At 69.5% G+C, this 22332-nt stretch carries 22 protein-coding genes and 3 pseudogenes; 10 read left to right on the forward strand and 15 right to left on the reverse strand.

Annotated elements, in window-relative coordinates; translation table 11 throughout:
- Nucleotides 1-277: integrase core domain-containing protein (locus tag CA983_RS20080; RefSeq protein WP_143645513.1), on the forward strand; the 277-nt coding region annotated here is incomplete at its 5' end.
- Here CA983_RS20080 and ku read toward each other — a convergent pair.
- The gene (ku, locus tag CA983_RS20085) at nt 255-1163 is read right to left on the reverse strand and encodes a non-homologous end joining protein Ku (protein WP_086602288.1); all 909 of its coding nucleotides are present in this window, start codon (nt 1161-1163) and stop codon (nt 255-257) included. The genes CA983_RS20080 and ku overlap by 23 nt on opposite strands.
- Before the next feature lie 209 nt (nt 1164-1372).
- Between ku and CA983_RS47945 the strand changes: the two genes are divergently transcribed.
- Nucleotides 1373-2023, forward strand: a complete 651-nt coding sequence (locus tag CA983_RS47945; RefSeq protein WP_244207018.1) for a hypothetical protein — start codon at nt 1373-1375, stop codon at nt 2021-2023.
- Nucleotides 2024-2154: 131 nt separating this feature from the next.
- On the forward strand, nt 2155-2451 hold the full coding sequence (locus CA983_RS47950; RefSeq protein ID WP_244207015.1) for a site-specific integrase: 297 nt from the start codon (nt 2155-2157) through the stop codon (nt 2449-2451).
- A gap of 757 nt (nt 2452-3208) precedes the next feature.
- On the opposite strand, the gene CA983_RS47955 is transcribed toward CA983_RS47950, so the two are convergent.
- A complete protein-coding gene (locus CA983_RS47955; protein ID WP_167407415.1) occupies nt 3209-3991 on the reverse strand; it encodes a hypothetical protein in 783 nt (260 codons plus the stop codon).
- Between CA983_RS47955 and CA983_RS20105 the strand changes: the two genes are divergently transcribed.
- Nucleotides 3971-4873 carry a tyrosine-type recombinase/integrase gene (locus tag CA983_RS20105; RefSeq protein ID WP_341866677.1) on the forward strand — a complete coding sequence of 301 codons (903 nt, stop codon included), beginning with the start codon at nt 3971-3973 and terminating at the stop codon, nt 4871-4873. The genes CA983_RS47955 and CA983_RS20105 overlap by 21 nt on opposite strands.
- A 269-nt stretch (nt 4874-5142) precedes the next feature.
- Here CA983_RS20105 and CA983_RS20110 read toward each other — a convergent pair whose 3' ends face one another.
- Nucleotides 5143-5439 carry a DUF1330 domain-containing protein gene (locus tag CA983_RS20110; protein WP_086602292.1) on the reverse strand — a complete coding sequence of 99 codons (297 nt, stop codon included), beginning with the start codon at nt 5437-5439 and terminating at the stop codon, nt 5143-5145.
- A 188-nt stretch (nt 5440-5627) separates the two neighbouring features.
- Between CA983_RS20110 and CA983_RS20115 the strand changes: the two genes are divergently transcribed.
- Complete coding sequence (locus CA983_RS20115; RefSeq protein ID WP_086602293.1) at nt 5628-6530, forward strand: LysR family transcriptional regulator; 903 nt, start codon at nt 5628-5630, stop codon at nt 6528-6530.
- 83 nt (nt 6531-6613) lie between these two features.
- Here CA983_RS20115 and CA983_RS20120 read toward each other — a convergent pair whose 3' ends face one another.
- From CA983_RS20120 to CA983_RS20130, 4 genes and pseudogenes are all read right to left on the reverse strand, one after another.
- Nucleotides 6614-7117, reverse strand: coding sequence for a GNAT family N-acetyltransferase (locus CA983_RS20120; protein ID WP_086602294.1), 504 nt, complete (start codon nt 7115-7117; stop codon nt 6614-6616).
- A gap of 391 nt (nt 7118-7508) precedes the next feature.
- A pseudogene (locus tag CA983_RS20125) lies at nt 7509-8196 on the reverse strand (GmrSD restriction endonuclease domain-containing protein).
- Nucleotides 8197-8669: 473 nt separating this feature from the next.
- Nucleotides 8670-8837: a hypothetical protein gene (locus CA983_RS46255; RefSeq protein WP_158101872.1), complete on the reverse strand. Its 168-nt coding sequence runs from the start codon at nt 8835-8837 to the stop codon at nt 8670-8672.
- A complete protein-coding gene (locus tag CA983_RS20130; protein WP_143645514.1) occupies nt 8834-9448 on the reverse strand; it encodes an RNA polymerase sigma factor in 615 nt (204 codons plus the stop codon). The genes CA983_RS46255 and CA983_RS20130 overlap by 4 nt, the downstream gene beginning before the upstream one ends.
- A 245-nt stretch (nt 9449-9693) precedes the next feature.
- On the opposite strand from CA983_RS20130, the gene CA983_RS20135 reads away from it, so the two are divergent.
- The 5 genes and pseudogenes from CA983_RS20135 (at nt 9694) to CA983_RS49555 (ending at nt 12628) form a co-directional block, all read left to right on the forward strand.
- On the forward strand, nt 9694-10335 hold the full coding sequence (locus CA983_RS20135) for an RNA polymerase sigma factor (RefSeq protein WP_086602306.1): 642 nt from the start codon (nt 9694-9696) through the stop codon (nt 10333-10335).
- Nucleotides 10336-10421: 86 nt separating this feature from the next.
- Complete coding sequence (locus tag CA983_RS20140) at nt 10422-11333, forward strand: CU044_5270 family protein (RefSeq protein WP_244207016.1); 912 nt, start codon at nt 10422-10424, stop codon at nt 11331-11333.
- Nucleotides 11334-11554: 221 nt separating this feature from the next.
- Entirely contained in the window at nt 11555-11803 is a 249-nt protein-coding gene (locus CA983_RS45865; RefSeq protein WP_143645515.1) for a hypothetical protein, read from the forward strand.
- Between the two features lie 7 nt (nt 11804-11810).
- Nucleotides 11811-11924 (forward strand): annotated as a pseudogene (locus tag CA983_RS49550) (IS5/IS1182 family transposase); the annotation flags it as partial.
- A gap of 286 nt (nt 11925-12210) precedes the next feature.
- Nucleotides 12211-12628, forward strand: a pseudogene (locus CA983_RS49555) (IS5 family transposase).
- Between the two features lie 797 nt (nt 12629-13425).
- Here CA983_RS49555 and CA983_RS20160 read toward each other — a convergent pair.
- From CA983_RS20160 to CA983_RS20195, 8 genes are all read right to left on the reverse strand, one after another.
- Nucleotides 13426-13653, reverse strand: a complete 228-nt coding sequence (locus CA983_RS20160) for an MbtH family protein (protein ID WP_086602297.1) — start codon at nt 13651-13653, stop codon at nt 13426-13428.
- A complete protein-coding gene (locus CA983_RS20165; RefSeq protein ID WP_086602298.1) occupies nt 13650-14651 on the reverse strand; it encodes a TauD/TfdA family dioxygenase in 1002 nt (333 codons plus the stop codon). Before CA983_RS20165 ends, CA983_RS20160 begins: the two co-directional genes overlap by 4 nt.
- Nucleotides 14648-16387, reverse strand: coding sequence for a non-ribosomal peptide synthetase (locus CA983_RS20170; RefSeq protein WP_086602299.1), 1740 nt, complete (start codon nt 16385-16387; stop codon nt 14648-14650). The genes CA983_RS20165 and CA983_RS20170 overlap by 4 nt, the downstream gene beginning before the upstream one ends.
- Entirely contained in the window at nt 16384-17202 is an 819-nt protein-coding gene (locus tag CA983_RS20175; protein WP_086602300.1) for an alpha/beta hydrolase family protein, read from the reverse strand. The genes CA983_RS20170 and CA983_RS20175 overlap by 4 nt, the downstream gene beginning before the upstream one ends.
- Nucleotides 17203-17209: 7 nt before the next feature.
- The gene (locus CA983_RS20180; protein WP_086602301.1) at nt 17210-18499 is read right to left on the reverse strand and encodes an MFS transporter; all 1290 of its coding nucleotides are present in this window, start codon (nt 18497-18499) and stop codon (nt 17210-17212) included.
- Entirely contained in the window at nt 18496-19242 is a 747-nt protein-coding gene (locus tag CA983_RS20185; protein ID WP_086602302.1) for a thioesterase II family protein, read from the reverse strand. Before CA983_RS20185 ends, CA983_RS20180 begins: the two co-directional genes overlap by 4 nt.
- A gap of 12 nt (nt 19243-19254) precedes the next feature.
- The gene (gene gntD, locus CA983_RS20190) at nt 19255-20268 is read right to left on the reverse strand and encodes a guanitoxin biosynthesis L-enduracididine beta-hydroxylase GntD (RefSeq protein ID WP_086602303.1); all 1014 of its coding nucleotides are present in this window, start codon (nt 20266-20268) and stop codon (nt 19255-19257) included.
- On the reverse strand, nt 20261-22332 hold a 2072-nt coding region (locus CA983_RS20195), incomplete at its 5' end, for a methyltransferase (protein ID WP_143645516.1). The genes gntD and CA983_RS20195, both read right to left, overlap by 8 nt.

The raw sequence follows: 22332 nt of genomic DNA on the forward strand, positions 1-22332 counted from the left end.
TGCCGCCTGCCGCCAGGCCGGCGTCCGCCAGTCCATGAGCGCGATCGGCTCCAGCGCGGACAACGCACTCGCCGAGTCCTTCAACGCAACGTTCAAACGCGAGACGCTCCAGGGCCGCAAGACATGGTCCAGTGAACGCGAGGCCCGCCTCGACGCGTTCGGCTGGCTCAACCGCTACAACACCCGACGCCGTCACTCCCGCCTCGGACAACGCAGTCCCATCGCCTACGAGACAGCACTCGACACAACATCAACTACCCTGACCCAAGCCGCATAGCCCGTGTCCAAGATTCCGGGTCAAGGCCCGTCTTGGCGGCGGTCTTCTTGGCCGGCCGCTTCTTCGCGGTCTTCTTCTTCGGCAGCTCGTGCACGTCGGCGTCCTCACCGCGCGAGGCCCTGGCCTGTTGCACGGACTCGTTCAGGGCGGCCATCAGGTCGACGACCTTGCCGGGCTTCTCTTCCGGCTCCTCCAGCTTCGGCGGCTCGCGGTGCTCCCGTTTGGCTTCGATGATCTGGGCGACGGCCTCGGTGTAGGTGTCCTGGAACTCCTCACCCTCAAGGTCGTCGCTGGTCATGGTGTCCATGAGCGCGAGCGCGCCGTCGATCTCCTCGTCGCTCAGCTCGACCGGCGGCGGCAGCAGTTCCTCGGGCGATCTGATCTCGTCGGGCCAACGCATCGCATGCAGAACAATGACGTCCTCGCGGACCCGGAGCAGGCCCAACCTCTCCCTGCCGCTCCAGGCGTACTTCGCSACRGCCACCTTGCTGCTCCGSKCCAGSGCCATGCGCAGCAGCTTGTACGGCTTCGCRGCSACCTGCCCGCTSGGSRCCAGGTAGTAGCCCTCGCCGATCTTCAAMGGGTCGACGGAGTCCAGGGGYACGAACGCGACGATCTCGATCGCCTTCGCCGTCGGCAGTGGCAGGTCCCGCAGCTCCTCGTCGCTGATCGGGATGACCTGTTCCTTGGTTAGCTGGTAGCCCTTGCCGATCTCACTCTGGTCGACCTCGCGGTCCTCGATCTCGCAGTACTTGCGCACCCGTACCCGGCCCATGTCCTCCAGGTGGTACTGGTGGAACCTGATCGAATGGTCCTCGGTAGCGCTGGCCACGGTGATCGGCACGGTGCCGTTGACTGAACTAACAACGGAATATTCGCTGGTCAGAGGCCCTATCTGCTAGCTTCCCGGCCATGCTTGAGACGGATGATGCTGCCCGGGACTTAGCGGGCTTCGTGCTGCCGGAGACTGGTGCACTGATCGAGACGACGGATCCGCTGCGGCCATAAATTCTGCTTGACGCGGAAGGAGCCGTTGTCGCCCCGGTAGAGGCGTTCTTCGCGGAGCTCCAAGCGAACTCGCGTCCGGCGACGACGATCCGCTCCTACGGCATGGACCTGCTGCGGTGGTGGCGGTTCCTATCCGGATGGGACGTCGCGTGGAATCGGGCGAGCCGGCGGGATGCGCGGGACTTCGCCAGGTGGATGCAGATCGCGCCGAAGGTTTCCCGGGCGCATTGGCGCCACCGGGCCTCCGGTGAGGGTCCCGCGGAGGCGTTGACACGGCCCTCGGCAGGCGTGCCGAACCCGGTCACGGGGCGGGCCGCGCCGGGCTCGCTGTACTCGGCGTCGACGCGGGTGCACTGCGAGACTGTGCTGAGATCGTTCTACGACTTCCATTTGGAGGAGGGCACCGGCCCGATCATCAACCCGTTTCCCTCGGCTCGGGAACGCCGCCGGTTGCCGGCGGCAGCTGGCCGGACGACCCGTCAGTCGGCAGGAGGCAGGTACCGGCCGTCGCTTCCTCAGCGTCTACCGCGGCGGCTGCCCGACGATTGCTTCAACGAGCTGTTCGCCGCGCTGCGTTACAACCGCGACCGTGCTCTTCTGGCTTTTTGGGTGTCCAACGGGGCCCGGGCCAGCGATCTGCTGACCAGTCGGCAGCGTGATCCGCTGCCCGGAGAGCAGCTGCTTGGCGTGATCCGCAAGGGAACCAGGGCATTTCAAGCAGTTGCCGTCCTCGCCTGATGCGTTCGTATGGCTGCGCCTGTGTCAGGAGGAGGCCTGGCGAGCTGGGGCACCGCGGGGAGGACACCAGGCGTTGTGGTGGACGCTGCGGCGGCCGTTTCGACCGCTGGCCTACCACGGCAGCGCGGGCGATGCTGAACCGGGCCAACGCGTTACTCGGGGCGAACTGGACCCTGCACGACCTGCGGCACACCGCCGCCTACCGGATGGCCCGCGATCCCGGACTGGCTTTGACGGACGTGCAGTGGGTTCTTGGCCACGCGCACCTGAGCACCACCCAGATCTACCTGCCGGCTGGCCGCGACGAGAACATTGAAGCGGTCCGCGCACACCACCAGCGCCAGACGCGGCTGGCGCAAGTCCCTGCAGTACCCGCCGCTGGATACCGAGCCGAGTCGCTCCACGACCTCTTCGGAGGCGCCCAGTGAATGTTCGCGTCCGGGAGATGACCGGCAGCACACGCGTCCGGGCGGACGACCGTCCACCGGTGCGGGCGGCCGCAGGCGGCGTGATGAGGCAGGCCCAGGCTCAGTTCCCGGCTCGATCCGCCGGGACACAATGGACGATGACGCGCTCGTCCGTCGAAGAGGTGCTGGCCGCTCTCGATCGCCCGCCGCTTCGAGCGGCCAAGGCCCACACCCGGTGGGAGCGCAGGCATGGTGCACGTGCAGTCCTGACGTGGTTGTCCGGCTTCCCGGGCGAGACCTGGCAGGAGCGATGGGAGGCATCCCCGGCAGCTGCCAGTCCTCGGCTGGGCCGAGGAGGGGCCGGCATGGGTGAGTGCTGCAGCCGATGCACAGTGGAAGCACGTGCAGACGGGACTGCTGATGCTGACCGGCATCGACGCGCTGCGCCTGTCGATTCCCTGGCAGTTCGGCCACCGCACTACGCATCTGCGTCCCCTCGTCGAGCGCACCAGGGACCCTGAAGGGCTGACCCGCCTGCACGAGATCGTCGGCCCGAAGCGGTGGGCATCCGTCGGAGGCGGCCGCGCCCGCCTCGCGTTGGCTCGGATCATGCTCGCAAAAGGCGGAGGCCTGGCGGACATCACCGCCGGGGACGCCTTCGAGTACTACACCGAGTTACGGAAGTTGGTCCGTACCCAAGCCGGCGGCACCCTCTTCTACTCCTGGCTGCGAGACCTGGGGAACGTGCCGTCCGACGCCCCGGTGACCCTGCGTTTCCTCAAACAAGGTCACGGGTCAACTCACCTGCACGCAGCTGGTCGACCGGCACGGCGTGGCCTGAGCACCGATCCGCGAGCTGCTGATCGACTACCTGGAGGAACGCCAGCCACGGCTCGACTACAGCACCCTCGACAACCTCGCCCGCAACCTGACCAGGAACTTCTGGTCCGACCTGGAGATACATCATCCAGGCATCGCCTCCCTCGACTTGCAGCCCGGGGTCGCCGCCGCGTGGAAGGAGCGGTTCCGAACCAGGATCCAGCGGCGGAAACGGCCGGACGGCACCGTGGAAGAGACGCTCGTCGAGCGCGCTGAATACGACCAGTTGCTCGTGGCAGTGCGGGCTCTCTACCTGGACATCGCGCGTTGGGCGGCCGAGGAACCCACCCGGTGGGGACCCTGGGCAGCACCCTGCCCGATCAAGGAGGCTGAAGCCTCCAACCGCAAGCGCGTCAAGCGGCGCAAGGCCCGCAGGGACCAGTGAACGCGCGAGCGGCTGCCCGTCCTGGAGACCTTCGTCCGGGCTGCGGTCGATCACCACGCCCAGCAATCGGCCCGCCTTCAGGCCCTGCTCGCCGTCCCACCTGGTGCCCCCTTCACGATCGGCGACGCGATCTTCGTCCGTACCAAGAATGCGACGACCGCTGGCGCGCGGGACGAGCAGGGCACTGTTCGCCATTCCGGTCAGGCCGAGCATCGCGCGTTCTGGGCCTGGGCGGCGGTGGAGTTTCTCCGCCCCACCGGCGCCCGCATCGAGGAGATGCTGGAGATCAGCCGTCACGCGATGCTCCAGTACCGGCTGCCTACCACCGGCGAGATCGTCCCACTGTTGCAGATCGCTCCGTCCAAGACCGACCAGGAGCGAGTCGTGCTCGTCAGCCCAGAACTGGCCGACGTCCTGGCCACCATCATCCGACGTGTCCGCGACCCGCGGACCGGGGCCATCCCGCTCCTGTCCGCCTACGACTGTGAGGAACGCGTCTGGAACCCACCGTCCCCGCTGCTGTTCCAGTGGGACCGCGGCGGCGAGAGATCCCGCATGTTGGGCGAGTTCATCCGCAGCGCGCTGGGAGAGGTCCTCGCCTTCATCGGCCTCACCGGCTCAACCGGCCAGCCTCTGGTCTTCGCGCCGCACGACTTCCGCCGCCTGTTCATCACCAATGCCATCCGCTCCGGCCTCCCGCCTCACATCGCGCAGGTCATCGCCGTCCACGCCAACATCAACACCACGATGGGCTACAACGCGATCTACCCAGAAGAGACCACCGAAGCCCATCGCGCCTTCATCACCCGCCGCCGCGCCCTGCGGCCGGCAGAGGAATACCGCACCCCCACCGACGCCGAGTGGGAGGACTTCCTCGGCCACTTCGAACGCCGCAAGCTCTCCGTTGGCACCTGCGCCCGCGCCTACGGCACCGCCTGCATCCACGAACACGCCTGCGTCCGCTGTTCCCTTCTTCGCCCTGATCCCGCCCAGCGCGGCCGTCTGGTCGAGATCCGCGACAACCTCATCGACCGCATTGCTGAGGCGGAACAGGAAGGCTGGCTGGGCGAGATCGAAGGACTCCGCATCAGCCTGACCGGCGCTGAGTCCAAGATCAGCCAGATTGACACGGCGTCCGAAGGAGGGCTGGTACTCCTCGGCATGCCAGCACAGCGATAGTCCCTCGGCACCTGCTCTTCCGTTGCCGACGGCATGATCTAGGGTGAATCGCCGTTGTGGCAGGTCAGAGCTTGATCGCCGTGTCAGGCAAGTCAGGCAAGTTGCTCGACGTTGGGTAGCGCGGCGAGCCGTCGACAGGGATCAGGCCGTCGAGGACGTCGACGACGAACTGGGACGCGGGGCATGGCTTCGAACTCGTCTCGTGAGTCGCCGTTCAGCACCGTGTGCGTATCAGGTGACGGATGCTCAGCGATGGCTGGGCCCGCCGGTCAGTCGATGCCTTCGATGATGCGGAAGTCGCGCTCGACGCCGTCGGGGAGGGCCACCAGCGCCTTCTGGTATGCCTCGCTCTCGTATGCCGCGACGGCCTGTTCAAAGCTGTCGAACTCGATCAGAACGACGCGTTGCGTGATTCCGGCCTCGTGGGCGACGACTCGACCGCCAAGGAGGGACAGGACGCGCCCGCCCCCAGCCTGGACAGCCGGACCGGCCAGCTCGTTGTAGGCAGTCAGCCTCTCAGGGTCGGAAATGGCGGGGTAGACACTGACCCAGTAGCCCTTAGCCATGGAAACCTCCTGTGTTGGGCCGGACACGTCCGACTTCGAATTGACACTCAGATCGATCGATCCCGGCGACGGGTACTGCGGTCAGTTGAATCGTCATATGCGCAGGTTAAGGCTTGATGTGCGGTCGAGGGAAAGACCGGTACGGGATAGACTCAGAACGGATCGTTATCAATCGGCAGGGAGGGCACGTGGCGCCGGATACGGTGAGCCTGCGGTACTTCCTGGTGCTGGCGCAGGAGTTGAACTTCACCCGCGCGGCCGCACGGATCGGTATCGCACAGCCCGCACTCAGCGCCCGGATACGCCGATTGGAGGCGGAACTCGGTACGGCCCTGCTGGTCCGCAACACGCGTAGCGTCGTATTGACCACGGCCGGTGCGGCTTTGGCGGAGTCCGCGCCGCCCGCGCTGGCGGCGCTGGACCGGGCATGGGACACCGCCCGGAGCGCGGCGGCCGGTGAACTGGGCACGCTGCGCATCGGATACAGCCTCAGCGCCGGGGCCGAGACGGCACCGGCCCTGGTGGACAGGCTGATTCGCGGCAACAGCGGACTCGAGGTCGGCGCGGTCCCGATGGCGACACCGGAGATCTCCCCCGCGGTCGCCGACGGCCGAATCGATGCCGGGATCACCCGCGGTGAACAGCCGGGCCGTGGCGTGCGCCGGTTCCTGCTGCGGCGTATGCGCGTCGGGGTCCAGCTGGCGCAGCACCATCCGCTGGCCGAACACCCGGAGATCGAGATCGCCGACGCGGCCGCGTATCCGCTGCGACTCCCGGACCGTGCGGCCAACCCCGTGATCCACGATCAGCTGTCCGCACTGTTCCGAGACACCCGACCACACCCCCGATTCCACACGCCCGCAGTCTCTTTCGACATGTCTCAACGCGACCTGCGCGACGGGGTCACCCTCGCCCCGGCCGGAGAAGCCGCAGCCACGGCACAACCGGCCGGTCTCACCTGGCGACCGCTGCGGGGCGCGCCCAGCCTGACGATCCACCTGGTCCTCCCACGCGAGCAGTCGCCGCTACACCGCCGCATCCGTGCCGTCGCCAAAACCCTGGCGCACGAGCTGCACTGGCTGCCGGACTGACGCGCAAGAGGTCAAGCGACCAAGGCCCGCCGCGGCGTCCCGTTCGATCGACAGCCTTCGAGATCGGTACGGGCAACAACCACTTACGTGTCGGGATGCTGCGGCAGGGCGAGCCAGTCCGACCAGGAGATCTCGCGGCCGAGGAAGCGCGGCTGCTCGAACGGCCAGTCGGCGGCGATCCACTGCGGCACCAGCGCGTCGAGGGCCTGCTCGACCTTGCTGCCCACGAGCTCGTCCACCACCCACCAGGAGATCTCGCCGTCCGCGCCGGCCCTCTCCGGTGGGTCGATGTAGACACAGCCGAGCAGAGCTGTCTCCGCCGCGTCGAACAGCGCGTAGTTGAAGGACTGGTGTGCGGCGATCTCCTTCTCGTGCCGCAACAGGTCGGCCCGGTCGGCCTCGTAGGTCATGGTGGACGCGGGCCAGCCCCAGGCCGGGCCGAAGATGGTCCACAGCCGCTGGCGCGAACCCATCACAGCCGGATAGTCGAGCGGGGTGTCCGCCTCCCGGATCGGCCGCAGGTGATGACCACCGCCCGGCAGCGGTACCAGGACGGGGTGAACGAAGTCATCGGGAAGCCAGCTCATGGCGCCCGACCGTAGCAGCGCGCGGCCGTCCGCTCCCCCTGGATTTTCCCCGCATACCGCCAGGCTCTGCTCTCATGCCGGGCAGGGCCCGCGATCACCCGATCGAGACTCCCGTTCGATCGACAGACTCCATGATCGGCATGGCAACGGCTTCTTAATTCAGAGAAGTGACCAACCCGAAGCTGATCGCACCGCTCCAGAAGTTTCGAGGCATGACGAACCTCCGCAGCTACCCGAGCACCACCAGGCTATGAGGACAACTGCAGCCGCGCATGTGCACCAGGAAGCGGCGGCGGCCGGCCTGTGCCCGAAGCAGCGCACCCATCGTGAGAGCCCGTGCAAGCTGTGTCCGGCACGGGCCCTCGCACTGGGTGGCCGGGTACGGGGTATCTCAGCCGGCGGGGGTGTAGGTGACGGTCTGGTCGGGGCAAGCGGTGGCGAGGTCGTTCAGGGCGGCTAGCTCGGTGTCGTCGACGGTGAGGTTCCAGCGGAGTTTGGTGGCGGTCCATTCGGCTGCGTACCGGCAGTGGGCGTCGCCGGCCGGGGGCAGCCACTGGGCCGGGTCCTGGTCGGCCTTGCTGCGGTTGGAGCGGGCGGTGACGGCAACCAGGCTTGCCTCGGCTCCTTGGTCGTTGGCACAGGACTCGCGGCGCTCCGCGGTCCAGGTGGATGCGCCGCTGTCCCAGGCCTCGGCCAGGGGCACATGGTGCCCCAGGCCTCGGCCAGGGGCACCATGTGGTCGATGTCCAGGCCGGAGGCGGACGTCACCGCGGTCTGGTCGTAGTACGATCACCAGCTGCCGCCGGTGAGCCGGCACCTCGGGCCCACGGCCGGTGCTTCGACGGCTTTGGCGATGAGACCTCGTTACGGGTGGTACAGCCGTCGGCCGGGTCGTCGCCGGAGTTCCAGTGCTTGAACGCCTCGCGGGTGTAGCCGTCGCGGGACTCAGTGGCCAATGGCAGGCTTGTGACGGCTTCGGCGAGCGGAACGGTTTCCGCGGCGTGAGCGGGCGTGCCGGTAGTGAGGGACAGGATGGTGAGGAGCGCGGCGGGCAGGCCGCGCAGCAGAACGGTACGCATGAACCTTTTGGTAGCGGCCCACCTGGGCGCACGGGCCGGAGACAGCCGTTGCGCCCCTCGTGTGAGTGCAATGGTCGTACCGGAGAAACGACACAGCTCGGTTCGGCCGCCATCCTGCGGCGAGAACGTCCCGCAACCCCGGACGGTGCGTTCGTCGGCCGCCTTGAGTGCGGTGCGGGCCTGCGGTTGAGAGCGTAGGCGCGGGCGACGACCGCGGCCGCGAGCGCCGCGGCGGCAGTCGGCCGGTGCCCGTCGGCGCGGCGGGCCGCAGCTCGCCGACCCGCTCCGGACCCGGTCAAAGGAAATGCGCAGTCGCTGATGTGTGAGGGCTCTTGGATACCTTGTAGGCCCCGAGGAACCAACCGGTCGAGGCCTTCTAGTCACAAAGGGGCTGCTCCGGGGCGGGGGTTGTACAGCCCCGCCCCGGCCTGACCTCACGTGACGAGCGGCACGACGACTGCCAGCAGCGCGATTCACAGGGACATGACGCTGAAGGCCACCATGCTTCCCCAGCCGATCGCCTTGTCCACCGGAGCACCGAGCAGGCGAGCGATGCCGTACCCGATGAGGCCGGCGAGGGCAGAGAAGAGGATGCCCATACCGAGTACGAGCATCAGGAACATGAGCAGGCGGCTGGTCACGCGGCACCTCGCTGGGTGCGCCGGGTGCCGGCCTTGGTGTGGAGCTGCTCCGGAATCCAGATGCGCCGCTCCCTGGCCGCGTCGTACAGCGCCTTACGGAAGCGGGTCTTGCGCATGCGGACCGCGGCGTGGGTGATGTTCAGCTCGTCGGCGATGTCGGTGTCGTCGTAGCCCTCGATGGTCAAGCTGATGACCGCCTGGGTGACCGCGGGCTGTTCGATCAGGATGTCGGCGAAGTTGGTGCTGAGAACCGCCGCTTCGGGCTCGGAGAGGTAGCCGGCCGCCAGGAGTCGCCCGAAGAGCTTGGGGTTCTCGCGCGCGGTCTCCTCGGAGCCGTCGTACAGCGTGTGCAGCTCCGCCCACCTCTGGCGGTTCTTCGCCCAGGTCGTGTACACCCGGCGGAACTCCCAGATGCACTGGCCCACGAAGTACGTGGTCAGGCAGCTGGCCCCCCGGCCTCCCCTGTAGTCGGGGTTCCAGCCGCCCTCGACCAGCGCCTTGCGCCTGAACGACTTCAGCGCCCGCATCAGCACATCGACGAGGATCTCGTCGCGGGCCACGGGGCTGGAGCGCAGCAGAGCCATGTCGTCGGGGTGGACCCAGAAGGGCATGCCCCGCTCCTGACACCGCTTCAGAGCGATCCGGGGAAGTCGGCCCTCACGGAGCATGCCCCGCAGGATCGGCCAGGCCTCCCGGCACAGGTCGTTCTCGAACACCTTGCAGGCCAGCCCGGCGAGCTCCTAGCCGATCTCCGGGTGCTCATGGACGACTGCGTTGACGGACGCCGTCGTGTAGAGCGTTCCGTCTGCGGCGGGGAGGAAGTGGAACCGGTGTGCCTGTGCGGACACTTGTTGCTGTGGACTTCCTTTTGCATGAACGGGTCCGGTCTGGCGATCGGACGGCGTTCGCCGAGATTTTCGACGAGCATGCGCGTGTCGTCTATGCCCATGCGATCCGGACGACGGGTGACTGGGCCCTCGCCGAGGACGTCATGTCACTCACCTTTCTGGAGGCCTGGCGGCTGCGCGACAAGCTGCGCGAGGAAGTCAGAAGCGTGCGGGCATGGCTTTTGGGCATTGCGACCAACGTGATGCGCAACATCGCCCGGGCGGCGCGTCGGCATCGGGAGGCGATGTCCCGTCTACCGCCGCCGGAAGCGTTGCCTGACTTTTCGGACGAGGTGGTCGGCCAGATTGCCAACGCTCAGCGGCTGGCCGCCGCAGCCCGAGCAGTGCAACGTCTGAAGCGGACTGAGCGCGAGGTTTTCACTCTGGTCGTCTGGTCGGATCTGGGGTATGCCGAGGCCGCTGAGGCGTTGGGAATTCCTGTGGGCACGGTACGTTCCCGGCTCTCACGGGCGAGAGAGAAGCTGCGCCGGCTCGTCGAGGAGGAGCTGGTCTTAGATCCGCATGGTGTGGAACTGCGGACCGGCAGCGGACACATATCGCAGAGCGGGGAGGCCGCAGCCCGCCCTTCCCACAGGAGGAGTGCACGATGAGCCTGGAACAGCGGGAACAGTCCGAGCGTGATGAGGCGAGGCGGACGCTGCCTCCGGCTCCCTATCCGGAGCCGTCACTTGGACGAGTGGAAGCCCGCCGTGAGCACTTCCTGTGCGAGATCGACGGGCAGGCGCGGTCCCGCTCTCCCCGTCTGGCGCGGCGGTCGAGAGGGCGCTGGGGGATGGTGCTGGGCGCGGCAGTGGCCGCTGGAGCGGCCGTCGTCGTTCTCACTGTCGACTTCGGCTCCCCTGGCGCTCGGCCGAACGTGCCACCGGCTTCCGCAGCATCGGTCGAACTGCTGGAGAGAGCGGCTCTGGCCGCCGCTACGACGCCTCAGACGAAGGTGCGCACCGGGCAGTACTCGTACGTGAAGACGGTCGGCCACACATCGGTGCTGTCCGAGACCAAGTCCGGCGAGATGGAACTCCTGCGCGAAAGCGAGGCCATGGAGCAGTGGACCTCGGTGGACGGCAGTGAACAGACTCTGCAGCGCAAGGAAGGCAACGACAAACTGCTGCCGGGCACTCCGGGCCGGGGCAATCTGAACTCACCGACCTACAACTTCCTGGCTGCCCTGCCGACCGACCCCGGCGCTCTGCTGGAGCGGATCCGCGACGACGCTGAGAAGAATCACGGAGCCGGTTCCGACTCCACGACGGGACCGGACCAGGAAGCCTTCGTCACGATCGGCGACCTGCTGCGCGACGGGGTGAGTCCCCCCGAGACCACTGCGGCTCTCTACCGCGCCGCTGCCCTCATTCCCGGAGTCGACGTCGTCCCCGTCGCCGTCGACGCGGCAGGCCGGAAGGGGGTCGCCGTCGCCCGAACACACGATGGCGAACGCACTGAGTGGATCTTCGACAAGAGCACGGCCCGACTGCTGGGTGAGCGCACAGTCCTCGTGGAGGACAACGCCTGGGGCAAGGCCGGCACCGTCGTCACCTCCGTCGCCGTCATCAACAGCGGCATCGTCGACGCGGCCGGGCAAACCCGTTAGCGGGCCGACGGGCTCCGCAACACAGCGCAATACACCGATGACAGCGAGCATGCAAGGTCGAACATCAGGACGGTTGTGATCGGGAACTCGACATTTGCGCCTTCGCAACGAGCGCGACGACCGCAACCGCAGCACCGGAGCCCACCGCAATACCGGAGGTCGGGCTCGCCACGCCGGCGGAGGAGGCTGAGCTGCAGCAGCGGCTCGCCGAGTCCAAGCCGGTGATCGCCATCTACAAGGGCGAGAAGATAAACCTGGCCGACGGCTGGCAAGGGGCGCAGGCCTGTTCCGAAGTGCCGAGCGGTGAGGTCTACTGCTACGACACTGTCGGGGAAGCGGATCAGGCACTGGCTGAAATCGCCCCAGCAGTCGCGAGAGGTACCAGCAGCGGCGTGACATCACCGAGGGTCAGTGGCGAGTTCGGTCCCATGGCTTCTAAGACCGTGTCCTATGTGGCGCTGGCTCGTTGAGTCGATCATGGGGCGGGGTACGTGGAGTTGGATTGTTCCGGACGGGCTGTGGGAGATCGCGAAGCCGCTGATTCCGCCGTCGAAGGTGCGGCCGCAGGGCGGGGGGACGCAGGACACCCCTGATGAGACGTTGTTCGCGGCCATCATCTATGTGCTGGTCAGCGGCTGTGCCTGGCGGGCGCACCACCGTGCTTCGGCATCTCGAAGTCCACAGCCCACCGCCGGTTCCTCATCTGGTCCAGGGCCGGCGTCTGGGGCCGCCTGCACGAAGCGGTGCTGCACCTGCTCGACGACGCCGGCCTGGTCGACGTCACCCGGGTTGTCCTCGACTCCGCCCACGTCAGGGCTAAAAAGGGGGCGAACACACAGGTCCGAGCCCCGTGGACCGGGGCAAGCCGGGTTCCAAGATGCACGTCCTGTCGGACGCGAACGGACTGCCCCTGGTCGTCGGCGTCTCCGCCGCCAACACCCACGACAGCGAAGGCCTGAAGCCCATGGTCGAGGGTCACCAAACGAGACACGACCCCCACCGCGGCCGCTACTTCAAGCCTCAGCGCCTGCATGCAGACAAGGCGTACGACATTCCCCACCTGCGAAAATGGTTACAACGGCAAGCGCATCGGCGTGCGCATCGCCCGCAAAGGCATCGAGTCCAGCGAACGGTTGGGCCGTCGCCGTTGGGTGATCGAGCGCACGATCTCCTGGCTGCCCGGCTACCGCCGACTAAGCCCCCGCTACGAACGCCATCCGCGCAACTACCTGGCCTTTCTCGGCCTCGCCGCGGCCCTGTGCTGCTACAAACGACTGCTCCGCCTCACCACGTAGGACACCGTCTTATTCCCCAGATTCTCCCCAGAGACGGCCCGCGCTGCGGGTCTGCGGCGAAGCGAAGCCAGTCAGTGGAGGCATGGCTACGGGCACGCTGAGTGACTGCCACAGGTAGGGCCGGAGCCTGCCAGCAGGTCCTCGTCTGCTGGGGGTACAGCAGCTGCACCCACGCTGACCAGGTAAAACGGTAGTCGGCGCAGCCTTCTGCCGGGGGCTGGTCCGGACATGGTCCGGATCTTGGTCTGGCAGCGCCGGTTCGGGTCATGCTGGGGCTGCAGTGCGAGCGATTGGGAGCGAGCGGGACCGGACGGGCAGATGGTCGGCTGCCTGGACGCTGGCGTCTGGGATCGAGGGTGTGGTGGTGGACCCGCGGGCCGGTCCAAGATCGTGCGGAGTCGGAAGTCGTGCCCAAGCGTCGGCCGAGCCGCGGCAGGCTCGAATCCCGGCACAGCGGGCCAGTGCAGCGGCCGAGAAGAAAGCCCGCACAGTCGAACTCGTGGCATGACAGACGCTTGTTAGCAGATCTCCCGCCAGATCCACATCACGGTCAGCACCGTGGAGCAGCACCTCACCAAGGGGTTTCGAAAGCTGAAGGTGCGGTGTCGCAGTGGTCTGCAGCTGGAACATCGGCAGTGAGCGGCGCGCATGCCTTCGGACAACGGGTCCGAGTCCGATGCCGCCTCGGCTGGGGCAAAGGTGCTCCGCCACCTCGGTGCCTCGCGTATGAGGGGGCCGGCCCCGCCTTGCCGATTTCACCACCGACTGGCGGGCGCCGTCGAAGGCCGTGTCAGCGATCAGACGGCGTCCTGGCCGGCCCCGTCCAGGGCCACCGCCAGGCTTCGAGGGCGCAGGTCCGTCCAGGTCCGCTCGACGTGGTCCAGGCAGGAGGCGCGAGTGTCCGGACCGTGCACGATGCTCCACCCGTCGGGCAGAGCGAAGCCGTCCGGCCACAGCGAGCACTGGTTCTCGTCGTTGCGCAGCACTAGGAAGGTGCCGCCCTCGTCGTCGAAGGGGTTGCTCATGGGGTCCTCCAGGGATGGTCAGGCCAGGTCATCGCCACGAGGATGCGGCGCTCGCCGGTGTAGGGCTCGCGGCCGTGCGCCATCCGCATATTGCTGACCAGCATGATGTCGCCCTGCCGCCAGGGCAGTGCGAGCGAGGCACGGTCGTAGGCGGCGCGGATCGCCGCCAGGTCGGCGTCGGGGATGGGACTGCCGTCGCCGAGCAGGGCGTTGCGGGGCAGGCCGTCCTCGCCGTACGTCTCCAGGAGCACTTCGCGCAGGTCCGGCTCCAGGCTGGAGAGGTGGAACAGGTGCGCCTGGTTGAACCACACCTCGGCCCCCGTGCCCGGGTCGACGGCAGTGGCCGGGCGGTGGTGGCGGGTGCGCAGGACGTCACCGTCCCATGAGAACTCCTGGCCGTGTGTGCGGCAGTGGCGTTCGACGTCGGCACGGTCCTCGGTCTGGAACGCCTCTTGCCAGCTCAGCCCCATGTCGGCGCGGAACGTACGGGTGTAGACGACTCCCTTGGCGAACCGCTCCCTGACCTCGGCCGGAATCAGGTCGAGGACGGCGCGGCTGTCGGCGATGGGCGTGGCCCCGCCGGTACCCGGCGCGGTGTGGCAGAAGAAGTGCACCGTTGACGGCCAACTGAGCGCGTACGAGTTTTCGTTGTGCATCGGGATGGGCTGGTCGGCCGGATACTCGGTCGAGGTGTAGATGTTCCCGGCGACCACGCTGCGCGGGGTGGACCGCTCGGTGTAGCGCAGCAGATCGCCGCCGACGGACCGGACGACATCGTGGAAGCTGTCGACGCCATCGCCGTCGGCGGACAGACCGTGCAGCAGGACCAGCCCGTCGGTGGCGAGGCGCTCGCGCAGGCGCGGGCTGTGGGACCGCACCCAGTCGGTGCCCGCGTCGCCGAGCACCCCCAGGTCGTATTCGGCGCCGGAGGTGAGCCCCTCGCCGCGGGGCCGGGGGGTGATCCCGCCGAGGGGAGTGAGCGTTACGGACCCGGTCACTTGGGCTCTCCTTCGGCGATGAACGGGGCGGCGTCCGGCTGGGCCGCGAGGATGCGGCGCACCGTGCGTTCGCGCAGGACGGTGGTGAGTTCGAGGCGGATGCCGGCCCTGCGGGCACCGGCGACCAGCTTCAGCGCGGTGATGCTGCTGCCGCCGGCCGCCAGGAAGTCGGCGTCGGCACCGATCTCCGGGACGCCCAAGGCCTGCGCCATCAGCTCGCACAGCAGGGTCTCGGCCCGGCCGCGCTCGACCGACTCGTCGCCCTGGACAGGGGGTTCGGGCAGCGCGGCCCGGTCGAGCTTTCCATTGGGGGTGAGCGGCAGTTCGGGTATCGCGACGAACACCACTGGAACCATGTACGGCGGCAGCGCCCCGGCCGCGTGCCGCGCCAGGGCGGCGGCCTCGGGCGCGGCGCCGGGGCCCGGGGTCACGTAGGCGACGAGCCGACGGGCATCCGCCGCGCCGACGGCCAGGACCGCGCAGTCCCGCACGCCCGCATGGCCGCGGAGCACGGCCTCGATCTCACCGGGTTCGATCCGGTACCCGGAGACCTTCAGTTGCTCGTCCGCGCGCCCGAGGTACTCGAGGTCACCGTCCTGGCGTTCGCGCACCAGGTCGCCCGTGCGGTACATCCGGGAGCCGTCGGCGGCGAACGTGTCCGGGACGAAGCGTTCCTCGGTCAGCTCCGCGCGGCCGAGATAGCCGCGCGCCAACTGTGCGCCTGCTACGTGGAGTTCGCCCATGGTGCCCGCGGTGACCGGCTTGCCCTCCACGTCGAGCACGTACATGCGCGTGCCCGTGAACGCCCGCCCGATGGGCACGGCACCCGGGTCCACGGCGTCACCGGGACGGACGACGTACGCGCAGCAGCCGACGGTCGCCTCGGTAGGCCCGTACTCGTTGACGACCGTGACGTCGGGGTGCGCGGTACGCCAGTGCCCGAGCGCGGAGCCGGTCAGCGCCTCACCGCCGATCACGAGCTGCCCGGTGGGCAGGCAGGAGTCCGGGAGCAGGCTCAGCAGGGGCAGATGCGAGGGAGTGACCTTGAGGAAGGTGGGGCGAGCCGTGGCCGCGGGCGGCGGTTGTTCGCCGGAGGCGATCGCTTTCAGGTCGAGGACGTGGATCGCGCCGCCGCTCACGAGCGGGCCCCACAGGCTGGTCACCGCCATGTCGAACGACACCGAGGAGTGCAGCACCGTCCGCCCGGCCAGCCCGTCGTAGCGGGCGCGGGCCTCCGCCAGGTAGGCGCCGAGCGCGCCGTGCTCGACCAGCACGCCTTTGGGCCGGCCGCTGGAGCCGGAGGTGTAGATCACGTAGGCCGGATCACCGGCCCGCACCGGGGCTGCGTCGAACGGGCGGGCAGGCGCCGATGCCTCGTCCAAGGTGAGGGTGCGCCCCTCGTCCGAGGGGCGCTCGGCCAGCAGCAGCATGGCGGCGCAGTCATCGAGGATGTGGCGGCTTCGGTCCTGCGGGTCGTCGTCGGTGAGCGGCACATAGCCCGCCCCCGTCAGCACGACCGCGAGGAGCGCGGCGACCAACTCGGGGCCGGGCGCCAGTCGCACGGCCACCAGCGTGCCCGGGCCCGCGCCACGTGCGGCCAGCGTCCGGGCGATACGCCCGGCGCGCAGCTCCAGTTCGCGGTACGTCCACACCCGGTCGCCGTGTACCACGGCGTCGGCGTCGGGGGTCCGCCTCGCCTGGTCGAGGAAGGTGTCCCGCAGGACAAGGGGCATCATCGGCTCGCCTCGTGTTCACGAAGGAGAGCGGCCAGCGCGGCGGCGACCTGCGGGGAGTTCAGCAGATCGGCGCGGGCGACGTCGAAGCCGTGCTCGGTGTCGGTGAAGTCGGCGCCCCGGTGCTCCCGGGAGGTGAGCGAGGCGGCGGTGCGCCACTGCGGGGTGGGCGGTACGTCGAGCGCCGCCGTCAGATAGGCCAGGTAGGAGTGGAGAACGGTGACGAGTTCGGCGCCGAGCAGGGCGTCCACGCCGAGCCGTTCGCACAGCAGGTCGCAGCCCTTGCGGTACAGGGAGGCGTACTGCTCGGCGACCGGGACCATCGCGTCGGGGGCGTGTGCCTCCTGGATCGCGGTCATCTCGGCGAGCAGACCGGCGCGCTCCTCGTCCGTGAGGATGTCCATGCCTTCGATCAGGCCGCGGAAGTCGCGGGTGAGCGTGGCGACGTCGGGGACGCCCGGGTTGAACAACACGACCTGCGGCCGGATGCCCTCCCGTTCGCCAAGGACGTCGGCGAGGGCCGAGGCGAAGACGCTGCCCGCGCAGTAGCCGACAAGGGCACGCACCGGCCGTCCCGCGAGGACTGTGCCGAGTCCCTCGGTCCACCAGCGCAGATGGTCGGCACCGGTCGCGGCGGACCAGTCGCCGTCCGGGGTGGGCGGGACCGCCTGCCAGACCTCGACCGGATCGGGTAGCAGGTCGCACAAGTGGCGGAAGGTGGCCTCCTGGCGGCCCGTTCCGTAGAAGTCGACGGCGAGTACGACGCCGGGTGTGTCCCCTGCGCGGATGCGCGACCAGTTCGCCGCGTTCTCGGGCACGATCGGTTCACTCCTCGGGTTCGGCTTTGACGGGTGCGGTGCGGTCGGCGGGTTCGGCGGCGGGCGGCTCACTGTTCGAGGTGTCGACTTCCAGGGTCCGGCGGCGCAGGACGGTCATGACGGCGATCGCGGCGGCCACGGCGAACGCGAGGGCGACGGTGGGGGAGGGGCCCTGGGAATCGAGCAGCACACCGGCGGCGGCGCTGCCTGCGGCGAACCCTCCGTTGTTGGCCGTGGACACCCAGGTGTTGGCCTCGGTCGGGGCGGTTCTCGACGCCGTCACCAGGTCGTTGACCAGCAGGTAGGCCGTGGTGAACAGCGGGGCGAGACACAGTCCTACGAGGAAGGCGAACGCCCCGGCAGGCACCGGGCTCTCGGTCAGGCACAGCGGCAGCACCGTCAGTGTGAACCCGGTGACGAGCACCGAGAACCGCTGCCCCGGTGTCGAGCGCCGGCCGATCCGCCCGTAGGTGAGGCCGCCCACCGCGCTGCCCGCCGACAGCAGGGCCAGCAGGACGCCGCCCGCGCTGGGTGAGCCCGCCTGGTCGGCGATGAAGGGCAGCACGACCTGCAGCACCCCGACGACCAGGCCGACACCGCCGAAGGACAGCACGAGTGTGCGCATCCCGGGCAGGGCCATGGGCCGGCCGCGTGGCTGGGCCTCGGCGGGTTCGTCCGAGGCGGAGGCAGCGACGGTCGCGGCGGACAGCACGAAGCACACGGTGCCGGCCGCGATGAGCACCATGACCGTGATCATCGACGCGAGCGGCGTGGCGACCGCGATCAGACCGCCCGCCAGCAACGGGCCCACGGTGAACACCACTTCCTCGGTGACCGAGTCGAGGGCGTAGGCGGTGTGCAGCAGGGGCTGGCGGGTGTGCAGGATCTTCGCCCACAGGACGCGCATCGTCGGCCCGAGCGGCGGCGCGAACACGCCTGCGACCGCGGCGGCGCCGAGCAGCGCCTCCGTGGGCGCCCCCGCTTCGGCCAGGGTGATCAGCGCGGCGAGCCCCAGCAGGTAGGGGACGGTCAGCCAGATCAGTCCGGTCCGCGAGCCCTTGCGGTCGATCAGCCGGGCTCGGGCGGGCGCGAACAGGGTGAGCGTGGCCGACAGCGCTCCGGAGGTGAGTCCGGCGACGGCGAAGGACCCCGTCGCGTCGCGGACCGACAGCAGCAGCGACAGCGGCAGCACGGCGAAGGACATGCGTGCCAGGCAGCTGCCGAGGAACGGCGAACGGGCCTCGCGCACGGCCAGCACCGCGAGGTAGGTGGGTCTGGCGTCGACGTGTGTGGTCACGCCACCACCTCGGCGAGGTCCGCGGCGACGCGGGCGAGCACGGCCGCGCGGTCGGTCTCCACGAAGTAGTGGCCGCCGGGCAGGACGACGACCTCGCAGTCCCGCGCGGTGCACGCGCGCCAGTCCAGGGTGGTCCGCCAGTCGGTCCCGTCGTCGTCGGCGCCGATGTAGACCTTCAGCGGCAGGTCGAGCGCGGGGGGCCGAGGGCGATGGTAGCGGTCACCGGCGACGATGTCGGAGACCAGGACGGGCAGCACCGCTTGCATGAGTTCCTCGTCCAGCAGGGCGTTGTCCCACGGCCGTTCGTCCCGCAGGGTGGCGGCCAGCTCGCGCTCGGTCGCGGGACCGGAGTCGTCCGGCAGGACGTGCGGGGGACGGCAGGCCGCGGCGATGAGCAGGCTCGGGGCGCGGCCCCGCGCCGCGAGTCGCGCCGCCAGTTCGTACCCCAGCAGGGCGCCCATACTGTGGCCGAGGACGGCCGTGGGCAGGTCGCTGGGCGGCAGCGCCGCGCACAGCTGCTCGGCGGTCTCCTCCAGGGTGGCCAGGGGCGGTTCGGCGAACCGGTCGCCGCGGCCCGGCAGATGCGCGGTGAGCAGCTCCACTCCGGAGGGCAGCGCGGCGGGCCAGTCCTTGAAGACGGCCGCGGTGCCGCCCGCGTACGGCAGCGCGCACAGCCGCAGCCGAGGCGGGCCGTCACAGCCGCCGCTGTACCAGGGGTTGATGCGGGTGAGCGGGAAGTCCATGTCGGTAGTCCCTCACACCAGCAGCGAGGTGGCCGACTGCCGCGCGGACCGGGAGCGGCGCAGATCCCGGGTGATGTTGACCCGCTTGAGCCAGCGGTCGCGGCCGTCGTAGGCGGCAACGAACGGCTTGCGACCGTGTACGGCCTGGTAGTTGTCGACCAGTAGCAGCGAGCCCGCTTCCAGGGCGACGTACTGCAGCGCGTCCTCGATGAGCGTGGTGATGGTGTCGTACGCCCGCCGGGCGGCCGCGTCCCCGGGAGCCGGGCTCATGTAGGCCGGGTCGATCCGCAGGTACGGGTCTTCGGGGTCGCCGAACAGGACGGCGACGTGCTCCGGGGTGTCGTCCATCTCGGCGATCGCCGCGAACCGTTCGGCGGACTGCGCGTCCGCCGCGTTCTGCTCGGGCGTGTGCGAGGTGTCGGGGCGGATCAGGTAGCGCGGCTCCAGGAGCGTGGCCCGGTCCTCGGGGGTGAGCCGGGACAGGTCGGGCCAGCCCAGGGTAGTCACGGCCCGCTGGTGGTTGCGCAGGCACAGTAGGCCCACGTAGTCGCAGCGCAGCGGGTGGAACGCGTCCTCGGTGTGCCAGAGCAGCTCGGCCTTGCTGCTGGAGCCCATCTGCTCGGTCTCCTCGCCGGGGATGGGCAGCACGTCGTGGACGAGCCGGCCGTTCTGCTGGGTGGCCCAGCCGAAGGCCTCACCGAGCAGGGCCGCGTGCAGCAGGAGCAGCAGTTCCTGGTTCCGGGTCCGCTCGGGGGCCGGGGCGGGGCGGGTCACGGGAGTCGGTCCGATCCGGTCGTCGTCGATGCCGAAGCCCGTGACGACGAGGGCGCGCGGGCTGTCGTAGAGCCGCATCCCGGTCAGCTCGGTGCGGATGCGCAGTGGCAGTTCCTGTGCGGCGAGGCGGGTGCGGTGCAACAGCGCCACGGTGGAGTCGACCGGTACGTCGGCCAGGGTGCGCAACAGGTCGTCGACCTCGGTGTTCTCCTCATGGGTGAGCGCGACGGTGCGCAGCTGAAGGTCAGTCATGGTTCTCCTCATCGAGGGCTGTCGCCAGCGCGGCGAGGGTCTGCTCGCTCAGCAACTGCCGGACGGTCAGCTGGACGCCGGCCCGACGGCACCGGGCGACGGCCCTGATGGCGAGGAGGGAGTCCCCGCCCAGGGTGAAGAAGTTGTCGTGCACGCCGACCTCGGGGAGGCCGAGCACCTGCGCCCACGCGTCGGCCAGGGTCTGTTCGAGGCTCGTGCGGGGCGCGGTGGCGGCGCTGTCGCTCTGCCGAGCGGCGCGGGCCGCGGTGACGAGCCCGCCGAGTGCTCCCCGGTCGAGCTTGCCGGTGTCGGTGCGGGGCAGCGCGTCCACCTCGACGATCCGCGCGGGCAGCAGATGGTCGGGCAGCCGTTCGGCGAGCCAGGAACGCAGCCCGTCGGCGGCCGGGTCCTCCTCGGTCGTGCGCCGATGCCGGGTCGGCGCGTTCGTCAGCCGGGCCGACGGCTCGGGCGTGGGGTGGGGGACGAGCAGGGTGCGGTCGTCACAGGCGCTCCGCCGGACCAGCAGGACGTCCATCGCGCCCTGCGGATCTGCGGCGGCCCAGCTGACGCTCACCCGGTAGGGGGTGGAGTCCTCCAGCGTCCACAGGTCCTCGGGGTCGACGGGCGTCGTGCGTACGGGCCTGTCGAGCAGCTCGTTGTCGCGGGTCAGGCGGTCGTTGGCGACGCCGCGCACGAGCAGGGCGTCCGGGCCCCCGCGGTCCAGGAAGGCGGACAGCGACGCCAGGTCGTGGACCTGTTCGCCCCAGGTGACCACCTCCGCTTCCGGGGCGGCCGGACGGTCACCCACGTGCAGCACCACGTCGTAGCGGTACAGGCTCATCTCGTTGCGGTGCCGTCCCCGGCGGGGCAGGATCTCGACTCCGGTGACGCGGGGAGAGCGGGCGGCGAGCGTGGTGAAGTACTCGGGGGAGATCAGCAACTCGCTGTCCAAGGAAGCGAGTTCACCGGCAGCGTGGGCCACGTCCTGCGCCGAGGCGCCGGGAGCGGCGTGCGCGAGGGCCTGGCGGGCGTAGAACTGCGGGGCGAGGGCGAGATTGCGTACGTCTCCGACGAAGACGCGCCCCTGGTCGGCCGTGGCGTCAACGGCGCGGTCCAGGACCGCGTCGAGATAGTCGCGGTCGGGGAAGTACTGGACGACCGAGTTGATGACGACGAGGTCGGTGGACGCGGCGTCGACGCCGGTGAAGTCGGTCGCCTCACGGTGGTGCAGCCGCGCATGGCGCGCGGGGCGGCGGCGCAGCCTTTCCCGGAGCCATTCCACGGCGGGCAGCGAGAAGTCGGTGCCGGTGTACTCGGCGACGTGCGGGAGCAGCCGCCACATGAGCAGTCCGGTGCCGCAGCCGATCTCCAGGACGCGCTTGGCCGGCCCGGCCAGGAGCCGGACGACGGTGCTGCCGACCCACTCCCGCATGTGCTCGGCGGGGATGGGCGCACCGGTGAGGCTGTCGTTCCAGCCCTTGATGTTGAAGGTGAGTTCGCCGTCGACGGCGTCGATGTGGGTCGTCTCGAAGACGGCGTTCCAGTCCTCGACCTGGGCGCTCTGGTCGCCGTCGCCTGAACCGCCGTGCGGGCCACGGGAGTCGAGGGCGACGAGGGCGATCAGCCGGGCGGTGCCGTCGTCGGCGGCCACGGTGACGGCGGCTTCCTTGACGGTCGGGTGGTGGGTGAGGGTGGCTTCGATCTCGCCGGGTTCGATGCGGAAGCCGCGGAGTTTGATCTGGTTGTCGGTGCGTCCGAGGTATTCGAGGGTTCCGTCGGGGCGCAGGCGGGCGCGGTCGCCGGTGCGGTAGAGGCGGCTGCCGGGGGTGTCGCCGTAGGGGTCGGCGATGAAGCGTTGTGCGGTGAGGGCGGGGCGGTTGACGTAGCCGCGGGCCAGTCCGGGGCCGCCGAGGTAGATCTCGCCGGCGACGCCGATGGGGACCGGTCGCAGCTGTTCGTCGAGGAGGCGGAGGCGGACGTTGGGCAGTGGGGTGCCGATGACGGGCACGTCGACAGGGCCGGACAGGTCGTGGCAGGTGGCGTCGACGGTCGCTTCCGTAGGGC

It is taken from the genome of Streptomyces swartbergensis, from assembly GCF_002148965.1.
Classification (GTDB): domain Bacteria; phylum Actinomycetota; class Actinomycetes; order Streptomycetales; family Streptomycetaceae; genus Streptomyces; species Streptomyces swartbergensis.